Origin of the sequence: Streptomyces sp. SAI-170, assembly GCF_049739565.1 — a bacterium.
Taxonomy (GTDB): Bacteria; Actinomycetota; Actinomycetes; order Streptomycetales; family Streptomycetaceae; genus Streptomyces.
Genome location: NZ_JBMGQD010000001.1, coordinates 5,735,917 through 5,750,477 on the forward strand (window position 1 = coordinate 5,735,917; position 14,561 = coordinate 5,750,477).

At 73.1% G+C, this 14,561-nt stretch carries 14 protein-coding genes; 7 read left to right on the forward strand and 7 right to left on the reverse strand.

The window, feature by feature from the left end; translation table 11 throughout:
• Positions 1–205 precede the first annotated feature (205 nt).
• A complete protein-coding gene (locus tag RKD23_RS25700; protein WP_424855812.1) occupies positions 206–988 on the forward strand; it encodes a sulfite exporter TauE/SafE family protein in 783 nt (260 codons plus the stop codon).
• A 174-nt stretch (positions 989–1,162) separates the two neighbouring features.
• Here RKD23_RS25700 and RKD23_RS25705 read toward each other — a convergent pair whose 3' ends face one another.
• On the reverse strand, positions 1,163–2,068 hold the full coding sequence (locus RKD23_RS25705) for an NAD(P)-dependent oxidoreductase (RefSeq protein WP_424855813.1): 906 nt from the start codon (positions 2,066–2,068) through the stop codon (positions 1,163–1,165).
• Between the two features lie 131 nt (positions 2,069–2,199).
• Here RKD23_RS25705 and RKD23_RS25710 point away from each other — a divergent pair, with 131 nt between their 5' ends.
• Positions 2,200–2,595 carry a winged helix-turn-helix transcriptional regulator gene (locus tag RKD23_RS25710; RefSeq protein WP_424855814.1) on the forward strand — a complete coding sequence of 132 codons (396 nt, stop codon included), beginning with the start codon at positions 2,200–2,202 and terminating at the stop codon, positions 2,593–2,595.
• Here the strand turns inward: RKD23_RS25710 and RKD23_RS25715 are convergent.
• Both RKD23_RS25715 and RKD23_RS25720 read right to left on the reverse strand, forming a co-directional pair.
• Positions 2,530–3,162: a class F sortase gene (locus RKD23_RS25715; protein WP_424855815.1), complete on the reverse strand. Its 633-nt coding sequence runs from the start codon at positions 3,160–3,162 to the stop codon at positions 2,530–2,532. The genes RKD23_RS25710 and RKD23_RS25715 overlap by 66 nt on opposite strands.
• Positions 3,163–3,270: 108 nt before the next feature.
• Positions 3,271–3,795: a hypothetical protein gene (locus RKD23_RS25720; RefSeq protein WP_424855816.1), complete on the reverse strand. Its 525-nt coding sequence runs from the start codon at positions 3,793–3,795 to the stop codon at positions 3,271–3,273.
• Positions 3,796–4,104: 309 nt separating this feature from the next.
• Between RKD23_RS25720 and RKD23_RS25725 the strand changes: the two genes are divergently transcribed.
• Positions 4,105–4,692: an NADPH-dependent FMN reductase gene (locus RKD23_RS25725; RefSeq protein WP_424855817.1), complete on the forward strand. Its 588-nt coding sequence runs from the start codon at positions 4,105–4,107 to the stop codon at positions 4,690–4,692.
• Between the two features lie 15 nt (positions 4,693–4,707).
• Here the strand turns inward: RKD23_RS25725 and RKD23_RS25730 are convergent, their stop codons facing one another.
• Positions 4,708–6,330: a M4 family metallopeptidase gene (locus tag RKD23_RS25730; protein WP_424855818.1), complete on the reverse strand. Its 1,623-nt coding sequence runs from the start codon at positions 6,328–6,330 to the stop codon at positions 4,708–4,710.
• Positions 6,331–6,443: 113 nt separating this feature from the next.
• Between RKD23_RS25730 and RKD23_RS25735 the strand changes: the two genes are divergently transcribed.
• On the forward strand, positions 6,444–6,878 hold the full coding sequence (locus RKD23_RS25735) for a gamma-glutamylcyclotransferase family protein (RefSeq protein ID WP_424855819.1): 435 nt from the start codon (positions 6,444–6,446) through the stop codon (positions 6,876–6,878).
• 3 nt (positions 6,879–6,881) lie between these two features.
• On the opposite strand, the gene RKD23_RS25740 is transcribed toward RKD23_RS25735, so the two are convergent.
• The 3 genes from RKD23_RS25740 to RKD23_RS25750 form a co-directional block, all read right to left on the reverse strand.
• Positions 6,882–7,334, reverse strand: coding sequence for a carboxymuconolactone decarboxylase family protein (locus tag RKD23_RS25740; RefSeq protein ID WP_424855820.1), 453 nt, complete (start codon positions 7,332–7,334; stop codon positions 6,882–6,884).
• A 62-nt stretch (positions 7,335–7,396) separates the two neighbouring features.
• Positions 7,397–9,949: a molybdopterin oxidoreductase family protein gene (locus RKD23_RS25745; RefSeq protein ID WP_424855821.1), complete on the reverse strand. Its 2,553-nt coding sequence runs from the start codon at positions 9,947–9,949 to the stop codon at positions 7,397–7,399.
• Between the two features lie 216 nt (positions 9,950–10,165).
• Complete coding sequence (locus tag RKD23_RS25750) at positions 10,166–10,843, reverse strand: SanA/YdcF family protein (protein ID WP_424855822.1); 678 nt, start codon at positions 10,841–10,843, stop codon at positions 10,166–10,168.
• Between the two features lie 155 nt (positions 10,844–10,998).
• Between RKD23_RS25750 and RKD23_RS25755 the strand changes: the two genes are divergently transcribed.
• From RKD23_RS25755 to RKD23_RS25765, 3 genes are all read left to right on the forward strand, one after another.
• On the forward strand, positions 10,999–11,793 hold the full coding sequence (locus RKD23_RS25755; RefSeq protein WP_424855823.1) for a sirohydrochlorin chelatase: 795 nt from the start codon (positions 10,999–11,001) through the stop codon (positions 11,791–11,793).
• A gap of 108 nt (positions 11,794–11,901) precedes the next feature.
• The gene (locus RKD23_RS25760) at positions 11,902–13,170 is read left to right on the forward strand and encodes a deoxyguanosinetriphosphate triphosphohydrolase (RefSeq protein WP_424855824.1); all 1,269 of its coding nucleotides are present in this window, start codon (positions 11,902–11,904) and stop codon (positions 13,168–13,170) included.
• Between the two features lie 119 nt (positions 13,171–13,289).
• A complete protein-coding gene (locus RKD23_RS25765; protein ID WP_424855825.1) occupies positions 13,290–14,555 on the forward strand; it encodes an NAD(P)/FAD-dependent oxidoreductase in 1,266 nt (421 codons plus the stop codon).
• The last annotated feature ends 6 nt before the right edge of the window (positions 14,556–14,561 follow it).

The following is a 14,561-nucleotide window of genomic DNA, read 5'->3' on the forward strand; positions in this document are numbered from 1 at the left end:
AGCGTGCGGTGCGGGTGTTACCCGACCGCATCGCGTCTGTTTCGCGGGGGGAACTCTGCCCTCAGCGGGAGCGGACCTCCTGTGTGAGGGAACGCCGGGAAACTCAGGAGACCTCTGTGAGGGAACGCCGCGAAGCTCAGGAGACCCTCAGAACCCCCGAAACAACATGGACACGGCATGTATCCCGTCCCGTAGGGTCGCCGTCGTGCCCGACATATCTCTCGCCATGATCGCCCTGTTGTGCCTGGCCGCCCTCGCGGCCGGGTGGATCGACGCCGTGGTGGGCGGTGGCGGGCTGCTGCTCCTGCCCGCCCTGCTGCTGGGCCTGCCGGTCTCCACCCCGGCCGCGTACGCGCTGGGCACCAACAAGGCGGTGGCGATCGTCGGCACCACGGGCGCGGCGGTGACCTACGCCCGCAAGGCCCCGGTCGATGTGCGCACGGCCGTACGGATCGGACTCGCGGCGCTCGCCGGATCCTCGGCGGGGGCGTTCTTCGCGGCGGGGATGAGCACGGAGGTGCTCAAGCCGGTGATCATGGTGGTGCTGCTGGGCGTCGCCGCCTTCGTGATCCTGCGGCCCGCCTTCGGCACCGCACCGGCCCCCGGCCCGGCCACCCCCCGCCGCATCCTCGCCGCGATCGGCCTGGCCGGCCTCGGCATCGGCTTCTACGACGGCCTGATCGGCCCCGGCACGGGCACCTTCCTGGTCCTGGCGCTGACCGCCGTACTCCACCTCGACCTGGTGACCGCCTCCGCGACCGCCAAGATCGTCAACTGCTGCACCAACGCCGGCGCCCTCGCGATGTTCGCCTGGCAGGGCACCGTGCTGTGGCAGCTCGCCGCGCTCATGGCCGTCTTCAACCTCGCCGGCGGCACGCTGGGCGCCCACACCGCACTGAAGAAGGGCAGCGGCTTCGTACGGGTCGTCCTGCTGACGGTGGTGTTCACGCTGGTGGCGAAGCTGGCGTGGGAGCAGTGGCTCGCCTGAGGTGACCCATGGCAACGGCCGTCAGGCCGGGTGCCGGGGGCGCGGCCGCTGCGCGTGGCGGACCGGTGGTCGGCCGACGCCGACGGCTCGCCGTACTCGTCCGACGGCTCGCCCTACTCGTCCGTCGACGGGCACCCGACGCCGACGGCCCGCCGTTCCCGCCGATGACGGCCGTCAGGCGGTGGCCGCGCTGCCGTCCAGCAGGGCGATCACCCCCGCGTTGTCCTCGTCGCCGTGCCCCGACTCCACCCGCCGGCGCATCAGATCGAGGTACGGCGTGAGGAGCTCGGTGCTCACTCCCAGCTCCTCGGAGGTGCCCAGGAACGTGCCGCTGCTGGCGACCTGCATGGCCAGGCTGGAGACGACGTCGGTCGTGAAGTCGCCGCTCTCCAGCCTCTCGGCGGCCACATGCACCAGGGACGACATCGCGTTCAGCCACCCCTCCAGCAGCGGCGCGAACTCCTTCGGCGCGATGTCCTGCCCGCGGATCAGGGCGAAGGCGTGCGCGATCCCGCCGAGCATGCCGTACATCCCGCTCAGCAGCGCCACGTCGTGCAGCGCGGCGGACCCGGCGTCCGGACCCACGTACCGGGTGCCGGCCGGTACGGCGAGGGCGGCCCGGTGCTCCTCGAACAGCTCGGCCGAGCCGCTGTAGAACACGAAGGCGCCCGACTCGGCGGCACCGATCATCGGCGGTACGGCCATGATCCCGCCGTCCAGGAACCGGGCGCCGCGCGCTGCGGCCCAGGCGGCGCGGGCGCGGCCCTGGCCGGGCGTGCCGGTGGTGAGGTTCACGACGTCCCGGCCGGTGAGGTCGGCCGGTGCGAGGGCCTCGCCGACCGAGGCGTCGTCGAGCAGGCAGACGATCACCAGCCGGCTCGCGGCCACCGCCTCGGCCGCGCTCGCGGCGACGGTCGCGCCCTCGGCGGCGAGGGCCTCGGCCCGGGCGGGGGTGCGGTTCCAGACGGTGACGGGGTGGCCGGCGGCGAGCCAGGCACGGACCAGGGCGGTGCCCATGGCGCCGGTGCCGAGGACGGTGAGAGGCGTGCGGGAGCTGAGGGAAGGGGCGTTGTCAGTCATGGCGGTTAGCCTCGTAGAGGGTGGATCACCTGCTCAAGTACGCACTTACGAGTGGGTGGTTACCGCGGCGAAAGCATCCTGGCAGAGCATGCAGGCAAAGCATCCAGACAGAGGGGACGGGGGGACGGGGCATGACGATCGGACGGCGGCCGGGTTCGTACATGTGCGGGACGGACGCGGCGATGGACGTGATCGGCGGCAAGTGGAAGGTGCTGATCCTGTGGGCGCTGCATGTGCGCCCGCACCGCTTCGGGGAGCTGCGCCGCGAGCTGCCGGGCGTGACGGAGAAGGTGCTCACGGCACAACTGCGCGAGATGGAGGCGGACGGCATCGTGCACCGCGAGGAGTACGACGAGGTGCCGCCGCGGGTGGAGTACTCGCTGACCGAGCGCGGCGAGACCCTCAACACGGCGCTGGAGCCGCTCGCGGAGTGGGGGAAGGCGAACCTCCTGGGCGGAGTCTCAGCGCACGCTGCCGGTCAGCCGGGCGAAGACGACCACGTTGCCCTGATACCCGGTCGTGCGTGAGTAGCCGCCGCCGCAGGTGATGACCCGCAGCTCGGGCCGGGGGGCGGCCCCGTACACCTTGCGGTCGGGGAAGTTCCGCGCCTGGTACACCTCGACGGCGTAGACGGTGAAGCGCGCGGTGCTGCCGTCGCGCCGCTCCACGTCGATGCCGCTGCCCTTCTTCAGCGCGCCGAGGGCGTAGAAGACGGCGGGGCCGTCGGCGTTGTCGACATGCCCGGCGACGATGGCGGTTCCGGTCTCCCCGGGCGTGGTGCCGGCCTCGTACCAGCCGGCGAGGTTCTTCTTCTCCGCGGGCGGCACATCGAGGCTGCCGGACGGGGTGAGGCCGAGGCCCATCAGGGGCGCGTCCACCCGGATCGCGGGGATGCGGATGCGGTCGGGCGGGGAGGGTGGCAGGGCGGGGGCGGAGGTCACCCGGCCGTGGCCTGCGTGATCGGTGCCGGCGGCCTCGGCTGCGGAGGGCTGCGGCGGGGCGTGCGGGGCGGCGCCGTTGTGCAGCAGCCAGGCTCCCGTGCACAGGGCGGCGGCGGTGACCGCCGCTATGACGGTGTTGCCGTATCTGCGCACCTGGACCTCCCTTCGGTCCCCGGGTCCCCCTCCGGGCCGCGAGGGGCGGTCGGACCCGGAGGGGGAGGGGACATGCGGTACCGGCGGACGGACAGCGGAGGGTGTCCGTCAGATCCCGTCGCCTCTCGCCCGGCGATGCAGGAGCCAGGTACCGCCCGCGGCGGCGACGGCGAGAGCCGCCACGCCTGCCGCGGTCTGCACGGGGTCGGGGCCAAGAGCGCCGCCGACCCCCGTCTTCACACTGCCGCGCGGCTGCACGGGAGTGAGCGTCACCACGAGGTCGCCGTGCACCTCCCGGCCGTCGTGGCCGCACGTCGCGACGATCTCGTACGTCCCCGGCTGGGCGCTCGGCGGCACCTTGAACTGGCCGATCACCTCGCCCTCGCGGCTGCTGGGCGCCAGGGTGAAGACCCCGGCCCCGACCGCGCTGGCGTCGCCCTCCGCCGCGGCGGACTCGTCTCCGCAGGCGGTGGTGCCGACGGTGACGGTGCCGCCGGGGACCACGGACGACGGGTACACCTCCAGGCCGGCGGACTCCACGGCGCCGGCGGCATACGCGCTCGCGGCGAGCGGTCCGCCGACGACGACGGCGGCGAACACCGCGCCGGTCAGCAGCCTGGCGGTACGTCGCATCGGTCGCTCCTTCACGAGCTCCTCGTCGAGCCCCTCGGTCGAGCCTGTCGCGGCCCCTGCTCTTCCCTTGCTCTTCCGAGGAAAAAGGCAGGGCGCCGAGCCCGCTTCCTGAGGGAGCGTCAGAAACGCGGTGAACGGGCCTGCGCCGGGCACCCCCGAGAGCGCGTTTCAGCAGGTCACGGCCGCACGGCAGGCGTGTCGCGCAAGAACACCCGAAGAGCGCAGGGCGACGGGGTGAACGGGTGACCGCCGCCCGTGCGGGAACCTGGGCTTGACCTCAACAAAACTTGAGGTACCAGCCTGTCCCGCATGACCACACAGAACACCAGCCCGCTCCATGTCACCGTCGTCCTCGGCAGCAACCGCCACGGCCGCTTCGGCCCGGTCGTCGCCGACTGGCTCCTCGACCGCCTCCGCACCCGCGAGGACCTCACGACCGACGTCCTGGACGTCGCGGAGACGGACCTGCCCACCTCGATGACCCGCACGCCGCAGGCGGCCGAGGCCCTCGCCGCGATCACCCCCAAGCTGGCCTCGGCGGACGCGTTCGTCGTCCTCACCCCCGAGTACAACCACTCCTACCCGGCGGCCCTGAAGAACCTGATCGACTGGCACCACACCGAGTGGCAGGCCAAGGCCGTCGCCCTCGTCTCCTACGGCGGCATCTCCGGCGGCCTCCGCGCCACCGAACACCTCCGCCAGGTCTTCGCCGAACTCCACACCGTCACCGTCCGCGACACGGTCTCCTTCCCCAACGCTGCGGGTGCCTTCGACAGCGAAGGCACCCTGAAGGACCCGACGGGCCCGAACGCGGCGGCGAAGGTGATGCTGGACCAACTCGTCTGGTGGGGGCGGGCGTTGAGGGAGGCGAAGGAGAAGCGGCCTTACGGGGGATAGGTCGCCGGGGGCGGGTCAGCCCACCTTCACCGCGCTCCAAGCGGCGCCCACCGCCGCGTACTCCCGGCTCCCCGCCCCGTAAAGATCCCGGGCGGCGTTCAGCGTCGCCGTGCGCGCGGCCGCGTAGTTCGTCGAGGACGTCATGTAGACCGTCAGGGCGCGGTACCAGATCGCGCCCAGGGCGGTGCGGCCGATGCCGGTGACGGTGGAGCCGTTGCAGGTGGGGGAGTCGTAGGTGACGCCGTTCAGGGACTTCGGGCCGCTGCCCTCCGCGAGGAGGTAGGCGAAGTGGTTGGCGACGCCCGAGGAGTAGTGGACGTCCAGGGTGCCGGTGGTCGGGCTCCAGCAGTCGGCGGACTTGCCGTCGCGGCTGGGGCGGTCCATCCAGCGCAGGGCGGCCTTGCCGAAGCCGGAGCGGACGATCTTCTCGCCGATCAGCCAGTCGCCGGGGTCCTGGGCGTTCGCCGCGTGGAACTCCACCAGGGTGCCGAAGATATCGGACGTGGCCTCGTTCAGGCCGCCGCTCTCGCCCGAGTACGTCAGGGCCGCCGTCTTGGACGTCACACCGTGGGACATCTCGTGCCCGGCGACGTCCAGGGAGACCAGCGGGCCGAACTGCTTGCCGTCACCGTCGCCGTACGTCATGCAGAAGCAACTGTCGTCCCAGAAGGCGTTGTTGTACGCACTCCCGTAGTGCACCCGGTTGTACGAGCCCTTGCCGTCACCGGCGATGCCCTTGCGGCCGTGGACCTTCGCGTAGTAGTCCCACGTCATCGCCGTGCCGTACTGGGCGTCCACCGCCGCCGACGCCCGGTCGGCCTGCGTGCCGTCACCCCAGTGGTTGTCCGCGTCCGTGAAGACCGTGGCCGGGGCGCGGCTCACGCACACCGCGCCCAGCAGACACAGGTCCGTCCCGTTCGCCGCGTCACCGGTGTACGTGCCGCCGCGCAGCGGGTCCTTCAGGCTGTACGAGGATCCGCTCGCGGTCGTCTCCAGCGCGACCGTGCCGCCGTAGAGGGACCGGCCGTCGCCCGTCGCGGTCTCCAGCGCGTCCCAGGCGGCCAGTTGGGTGCCCGTCGTCGCGTCCGTCAGCACCGTGCGCGCGACCGGGTTGCCCCGCTCGTCCAGGGCGGCCGCCTCGGTGCGCCAGGCCAGCCTCGGCGCGCCGTGCAGGGCGTCGACGACCAGCTCGGGGCGCGAGGTGAGCTTGCGCAGGGCCGTGCCGAGGTTGGTCGCGCGCAGGGCCTGCGCCGCCAGGTCGGCCGCCTTGGTGGCGGGCAGCGCCGGGGTCACGCCGAGCGAGATCTGCCGGGTCGTCGCGCGGGAGGTGCCGCGGAGGGTGCCGTCGGGCGACAGGTGCAGCACGAAGTCGCCGCCCAGCACCGGGAGTTCGCGGTACGTGCGGTCGTAGCGCACGTGCTGGGTGCCGTCCGGGTCGACGATCACGTCCCGGACCTTCACCGACTGTCCCTCCGCCAGCCCGAGTTCACTCCGGTGGGTGTCCAGCGCCGCCGCCGCGTTCTCCAGCGGCGTGGGTTCGGGCGCGGCGCCGGCCGCGGGGGAGAGCACCCCGGCCAGCAGGGCGACGGCGGCGGCGGTGGTCAGGCTGCGGGCGGCGTACGGCCGTATCCGGCTCATGGGTCTCCTCGGTGCGGGGACGGCGGCGGGAGGTGACCAAGATTCAAAGCGCTGCGGACCTGTCATGGCCATAGCGATTACGTGGAGGTGTGTGAGGAGTGAGAATCGTTTCTGTGACGCCCGAAAGCCCCCGCCACCTCCCCTTCTTCGTCTACGGCACCCCCCGCCCCGGCGAGGTCAACCACGACCTCTTCCTGCGCGGCCGCACCCGCGCCGAGGATCCGGCCCGGCTCACCGGAGCCGCCCTCTACGACGGCCCCGGCTACCCCTATGCCGTCGAGGAGCCGGGCGGTGTGGTGTGCGGGGAGCTGGTCACCGCGCTCGACGAGGCCTACGCCGAACTCCTCGGCGCGCTGGACCAGTTGGAGGAGTACCGCCCCGGCGACCCGGGCCGCAGCCTCTATCTGCGCGTCGAGCGCGAGGTCCTGCGGGAGGCCGACGGTGCCGCCGTCCGGGCCTGGGTCTATCTCGCCGCGCCCGCGGTCGCCGCCCGGCTGCGGGAGCGCGGCAAGCTCATCGAGAGCGGCGACTGGAGGAACCGCCGCTGACCGTCACATCGTGCCGGGGGTCTTGCGGGTCGTCACGTTCATGCGGTTCCACGTGTTCACCGTGAAGATCAGCGCGATGAGCTGCGCGAGCTCCTGCTCCTCGAAGTGGCGCGCGGCCTCGTCGTACACATGGTCGTGCACCCCCTGCGGCAGCAGCGTGACCGCCTCGGTCAGCGCCAGGGCCGCCCGCTCCTTCTCCGTGAACAGGCTCGACTCCTCCCACGCGGAGAGCTGGTAGATGCGGGCCTCGCTCTCACCGGCCTTGCGGGCGTCGCCCGTATGGTAATCGAGGCAGTACGCACACCGGTTGAGCTGCGAGGCCCGGATCTGGACCAGCTCCAGCAGGACCGGATCGATGCCCTGCCTGGCGGCCGCGTCGAGGGCCAGGACCGCCTTGAACACCTTGGGGGCGACGGCGGCGAAGTTCATGCGCTGAGGTACCTGGTGGGTCGTCATGCATCGAATCTACGAAGCCGAACGACCCACCAGGGGGTGCATTTCTGTCCCGGAACCATGGGTCAATCCGCGACGGGCGGCACCGCCTCCAGCCGCACCGCGCACGCCTTGAACTCCGGCATCCGCGAGGTCGGGTCCAGGGCCGGGTTGGTGAGCGTGTTCGCCCGGCCCTCACCGGGCCAGTGGAACGGCATGAACACGGTGTCCGGGCGGATGGACGTCGTGATCCGGGCCGGCGCCACGGCCCGGCCCCGCCGGGACACCACCGCCACCGGGTCGCCCTCGGCCGCGCCCAGCCGGGCCGCGAGCCGCGGATGCAGCTCCACGAAGGGTCCGGGCGCGGCGGCGTTCAGCTCCGCCACCCGCCGGGTCTGCGCGCCCGACTGGTACTGCGACACGACACGGCCCGTCGTCAGCAGCACCGGGTACTCGTCGTCCGGCTCCTCGGCGATCGCCCGGTAGGACACCGCCACGAACCGGGCCCGCCCGTCGGGCGTGGCGAACCGGTCGAGGAAGAGCCGCGGGGTGCCGGGGTGCGGCCCGGCGACACGGGCCTCGGCGGCCTCGCCGGCTTCACCGGCCTCTCCGGCGGCACCGGTCGGCTCCTCGGCACCCGCCTCCAGCGCGGGGTCGTCCGGCAGCGGGGCGTCGAGCCCGGCGTCCTCACCGTCGTCGACGGGGCCCGCGGGGGCGGCCGTCGCCCCTGTGGTTGCCGTGGTTGCCGTGGAATCCGCCGGCTCGTGGCCGGTCGTGCCGGCCTGGGCTGCCGAGCCCCCCGCCGGGCCGGAACCGGCCGTGCCCGTCAGCCCGTCCACCGCGGCCGTACCGGCGGAGCCACCCGCCGCGGCCGTACCGGCGGAGCCACCCGCCGCGGCCGTACCGGCGGAGCCACCCGCCGCGGCCGTACCGGCGGAGCCACCCGCTGCGGCCGGCCCGCCCAGGCCCTCCGCGGCCGCCGGCGGCGCCGAGGTCACAGCCCCCGCCGCCCCCGCCGCCCCCTCCGGCTCCACCGGACCCGGGCAAGGCCAGAACACGCCGTTCTCCTCCGCGAGCCTCCGGTACGTGATGCCCGAGTAGTCCGCCGGTCCGCCCGCGCTCGCGCGGCGGAGTTCGGTGAAGATCTCCTCCGGGTCGGTCGGGAAGCCCTTCTCCACGCCCAGCCGGGCGGCGAGGCCGTGCAGGACCTCCAGGTCGCTGCGCACGCCCTCGGGCGGGGTGATGGCCTGCCGGCGCAGCAGCACCCGGCCCTCCAGGTTCGTCGTCGTGCCCGTCTCCTCGGCCCACTGGGTCACCGGCAGCACGACGTCGGCCAGCTCGGCCGTCTCCGACAGCACCACGTCGGCCACGGCCAGGAAGTCCAGCGACCGCAGCCGCTCCTCGATGTGCGCGGCACGCGGCGCCGACACCACCGGGTTGGACCCCATCAGCAGCAGCGACTTGATGTCTGTGCCCAGCGCGTCCAGCAGCTCGTACGCGCTGCGCCCCGGCCCCGGCAGCGAATCCGGGTCCACGCCCCACACCGCGGCCACGTGCCGCCGGGCCTCGGGGTCGTCCAGCTTGCGGTAGCCGGGCAGCTGGTCGGCCTTCTGGCCGTGCTCGCGGCCGCCCTGCCCGTTGCCCTGCCCGGTCAGGCAGCCGTAGCCGCTGAGCGGCTGTCCGGCCCGCCCCGTCGCCAGGCACAGGTTGATCCACGCGCTCACGGTGTCGGTGCCTTTGGCCTGCTGCTCGGGCCCGCGCGCGGTGAGCACCATCGCGGCCTCCGGCTCGCAGAACAGCCGTACGGCCTCCCGCAGTTCGGGGACGGAGATGCCGGTGATCCGCTCGACGTACTCCGGCCAGTGCGCCATCGCCGCCGCCCGGGTCTCCTCCCAGCCGGACGTACGGCGTTGGATGTACTCCTCGTCGGTGCGGCCCTCCGCGACGACCAGGTGCAGCAGACCCAGCGCGAGCGCGAGGTCGGTGCCCGGGCGCGGGGCCAGATGCAGATCGGCCTGCTCGGCGGTACGGGTGCGGCGCGGGTCGACGACGATCAGCGTGCCGCCGTTCTCCTTCAGCTCGGTGAGGTAGCGCAGCGCCGGCGGCATCGTCTCGACCAGGTTGGACCCGACCAGGATCACGCACCCGGTCTTCGGTATGTCCTCCAGCGGGAACGGCAGCCCGCGGTCGAGGCCGAACGCCTTGGTGCCGCCCGCCGCCGCCGACGACATGCAGAACCGGCCGTTGTAGTCGATCTGCGAGGTCCCCAGCGCGACCCGCGCGAACTTGCCGAGCGTGTACGCCTTCTCGTTCGTCAGCCCGCCGCCGCCGAACACGCCGACCGCGTCGGGCCCGTGCTCGGCGCGCGTGCCGAGCAGCGCGCCGGCGATCCGGTCGAGCGCCTCGTCCCAGCCGGCCGGCACGAGCGCGCCGCCCTGCCGGACAAGGGGCGAGGTCAGCCGGACGCCCTTCGCGAGAACCTCCGGCGAGGTGCGGCCCTTGCCGCACAGCGCGCCCCGGTTCACCGGGAAGTCCGTGCGCTCGATCACCTCGACGCCCCCCTCGCGTGCGGGCGACAGGTTCATCCCGCACTGCAGGGCGCAGTACGGGCAGTGGGTGGGCGTGAGGGTGCTCTTCATGCACTTCAGCGTGGGTCGGGCGTGTTACGCCCCATGACGGCCGATTGTTAAACGAAGCGCACGGCGACCTCTTCGCGCGCGCGGCCGGACCGTGAGGTGGGCCCGGTCCTGCCCTGGGCCCGGCGGCCGGGCGTCCCTCGCGCCCGCCCGCCTGCCCGCGTCTCGCCGTCCGCGCCTGCGAGCCGTCATGGGTTGCTCGCGCAGTTCCCCGCGCCCCTAAAAGCCACCCGTCAGGGCTCGCGTCACGCCGTGCTCCCTGCGCCCCAGGAACCGCGGATCGGGCTCGATCACCGCGTCCAGCGCGGCCTTGCCGGAGGCGAGGATCTCCCGTACGCCGCCGTAGTACCAGGTCGAGTCGTGCGGCTCGGCGACCCCGACGCCGTACGAGACGATCCCCGCGTCCTCGCACAGGGCGACGGCCCGCCGGATGTGGAAGCCCTGGCTGATCAGCACCGCCTCGTCGACGCCGAAGATCTTCTTCGCCCGTACGCACGAGTCCCAGGTGTCGAAGCCCGCGTAGTCCGACACGATCCGCCGGTCAGGCACCCCGCTGCGCACCAGGTAGGCGCGCATCGCGTCCGGCTCGTCGTACTCCTCACGGCTGTTGTCCCCGGTGACCAGCACGACCTTCACCCGGCCCGCCCGGTACAGCTCGGCCGCCGCGTCCAGCCGGTGCGCGAGGTACGGCGACGGCTCGCCGTTCCACAGCCCCGCCCCGAACACCACCGCGACGTCCGTGCGCGGCACGTCCGCGGTCGTGCGCAGCCGCCCGTCCGTCACGACGTGCAGCCACGCCGCCGGCACCAGCGCCAGCGCGCACACCGCCATCACGGCCTGCACGAGCCGCCGCCGCCCGGCCCGCGTGCGCGGCAGACGGGGTCGCACGATCTTCATCCAGCCATCCTCCGGTCGCCTACGACCAGGAAGGACGCGCCCCGCACGGATCCGGTTCACCTCACACCGATCGCCCTCGCCCCGTGAAGCACCGGAAAACAACCGTGATACGGCCGTGCAACGGGGGCGCAATCTCGGCCAGCCAGGATCCTTGCATGACGGCGCATCTCATGAACCGGATCAGCAGCGGGCTCGCCGGCCGCCTCGGCCTCGCCCCGCTCGACGGCCAGCCCGCGCTGGTCCTGGTCGCCCACGGCAGCCGCGACCCCCGCGCCCTGGAGACCGTCCGCGAGCTGGCCGACCGGGTCCGCGCCCTGCGCCCCGGCCTCGCCGTCCGCCTCGGCCACATCGAGCTGAACGCCCCCCTGCTGCCCGACACCCTCGCCTCCCTCGGCACCGACGAGGCCGTCCTGGTCCCGCTGCTGTTCAGCCGCGGCTTCCACATCAAGCAGGACATCCCCGACATGGCGGCCGAGGCCAGGATCCGCACCCGCCAGGCCGACCCGCTGGGCGCCCACCCCCTTCTCGTCCAGGCACTCCACGAACGCCTGACGGAGGCGGGCTGGCGTGCTCCCCGTACGGCGTCCGATCGCCGTACGACAGCCGTCGTCCTGGCCGCCGCCGGCTCCCGCGACCCGGAGTCGGCCCTCGGCACCCGCCGCATCGCCGACCTCCTGGCCGAGCGGCTGGGCGTCCCCGTCCTCCCGGCCTACGCCTGCGCGGCCACCCCGACCGTGGACGCCGCCATCCGCACACTCAGGGCCCGGGGCCGCCACCACATAGCCGTGGCCTCCTGCTTCACGGCCCCCGGCCGCTTCGCGACGGAGTGCGCGAACAAGGCGCCCGGAGTGGCGTCGGCCCCACTGGGAGCCCACCCGTCGATGGCGGCCCTGGTCCTCCACAGATACGACCAGGCACTGGAAAACGCGGCTGTGGGACGTGCCGCCTAGGGGCGCGGGGAACTGCGCGAGAAGCGCGAACGCCCCGCAGACGCACTCAAAACACAACCAGGCAGACGGGTAGGCGCAATTGTCACTCCCGCCCCGTACTGTCAACACATGGCAGGCACCCTCCACGACTACGACGACGCAGCCACAGAACGCTACGCCCCGGAGCCCGACAAACGCCCCGGCCGCACCGCCTTTCAGCGTGACCGCGCCCGAATCCTCCACTCCTCCGCCCTCAGAAGGCTCGCCGGAAAGACCCAGGTCGTCACCCCGGGCACGAGCAGCACAGCCTGGGACGCCAGTCCGAGAACCCGCCTCACCCACTCCCTGGAATGCGCCCAGGTAGGCCGAGAGCTGGGCGCGGCCCTCGGCTGTGACCCGGACCTGGTCGAGGCCGCCTGCCTCTCCCACGACCTCGGACACCCGCCTTTCGGCCACAACGGCGAACAGGCCCTCAACGAGTTCGCGGCCGACTGCGGCGGCTTCGAGGGCAACGCCCAGTCGCTCAGGCTCCTCACCCGCATCGAGCCCAAGCGGTTCACCCCGGAGGGCTCCGTCGGCCTCAACCTCACCCGGGCCGCCCTGGACGCCGCCACCAAGTACCCGTGGCCGCGCGGCGCCCACCCCACCGACCCGGACTCCACCAAGTTCGGCGTCTACGAGGACGACCGGCCCGTCTTCGACTGGGTCCGCAAGGACGCCCCCGGCACCCGGACCTGCTTCGAGGCGCAGGTCATGGACTGGTCGGACGACGTGGCGTACTCGGTGCACGACGTGGAGGACGGCCTGCACGCCGGGCACATCGACCCCAACATGCTGCACGCCGAGCCGGAGCGGCAGGACGTGTTCGCGGTCGCCGTCGGCCGGTACGTGCCCGCGGACACCGACCCGGCCGAACTCGCCGAGGCCCTCGACCGGCTCCAGGACCAGGAGTGGTGGCCGCACGGCTACGACGGCACGGCCCTCGCCCAGGCCCGCCTGAAGGACGCCACCAGCCAGCTCATCGGCCGGTTCTGCCTGGCCGCCGAGGGCGCCACGCGGGCCGCGTACGGCTCGGGCCGGCTGACCCGGTACGGGGCTGAGCTGGTCGTACCGCGGGGGACCCGGATGGAGTGCGCCGTACTGAAGGCGGTCGCCGACCGGTACGTCATGCAGCGCGACGAGCAGACGCGGCTGCGCGCCGACCAGCGGATCGTGGTCGCCGGACTCGCCGAGGCGCTCACCGCGCGCGCCCCCGACGGCCTCGACCCGCAGTTCCGCGCCCTGTTCGACCAGGCCGGCGACGACCGGGCCCGCAAGCGCGTGATCGTCGACCAGATCGCGTCGCTCACCGACGCCTCGGCGCGCTCCCTGCACGACCGGCTGACGGGGCGCCCATGACGGCGCCGCCGACCTGGCGTACGTAACCCTGCGTGGCCTGATCGGGTCACTCCCTCTTCCCCCATCACGCTGCGTGCGGGACGCTCGCATGTGGCGCCACGTCAACGAGGAGGCAACAAGTGGTCGACGCGGATCAGACATTCGTCATCGTCGGAGGCGGTCTCGCCGGTGCGAAGGCGGCCGAGACGCTCCGCGCGGAGGGGTTCACGGGGCGGGTGATACTGATCTGCGACGAACGCGACCACCCCTACGAGCGGCCGCCCCTGTCGAAGGGCTATCTGCTCGGCAAGGACGAGCGCGACAGCGTCTTCGTGCACGAGCCCGCCTGGTACGCGCGCCACGACGTCGAGCTGCACCTCGGGCAGACCGTCGACGCGATCGACCCGGCTGCGAAGACCGTCCGCTTCGGCGACGACGGCACCCTCGTGCGCTACGACAAGCTGCTGCTCGCGACCGGCGCCGAGCCGCGCCGCCTGGACATCCCCGGCACGGACCTCACGGGCGTCCACCATCTGCGCAGGCTCGCGCACGCCGAGCGCCTCAAGGGCGTCCTCGGCGCACTCGGCCGGGACAACGGGCATCTGGTGATCGCCGGGGCCGGCTGGATCGGCCTGGAGGTCGCGGCGGCGGCCCGCGGGTACGGCGCGGAGGTCACGGTCATCGAGCCGGGGCCGACCCCGCTGCACGGCGCGCTCGGCCCCGAGCTGGGCAACGTCTTCGCCGAACTGCACCGCGAGCACGGGGTCCGCTTCCACTTCGGGGGCCGGCTCACGGAGATCGTCGGCCAGGACGGCCTGGTCCTCGCCGCCCGCACCGACGACGGCGAGGAGCACCCGGCGCACGACGTCCTCGCCGCGATCGGCGCGGCCCCGCGGATCGCGCTCGCGGAGGCGGCCGGGCTGGAGATCGCCGACCGGGCGCACGGCGGCGGCATCGTCGTGGACGAGCGGCTGCGCACCTCCGACCCCGACATCTACGCGGCCGGCGACGTGGCGTCCTTCCCGCTCGCCCTGTTCGACAGCCGGATCAGGGTCGAGCACTGGGCGAACGCGCTCAACGGCGGACCGGCCGCGGCGCGGGCCATGCTCGGCAAGGACGTGGTCTACGACCGGATGCCCTACTTCTTCACCGACCAGTACGACCTGGGCATGGAGTACAGCGGCTGGGCTCCGCCGGGGTCGTACGACCAGGTGGTGATCCGCGGGGACGCCGGGAAGCGGGAGTTCATCGCGTTCTGGGTGAAGGAGGGGCGGGTGCTGGCCGGGATGAACGTGAACGTGTGGGACGTCACAGAGCCGATCCAGAACCTCATCCGTTCCCGGGCCCAGGTGAACACGGAGGCTCTCGCCGACCCGCACGTCCCCCTGGAAACCCTCGTCTCCTGACCTCAC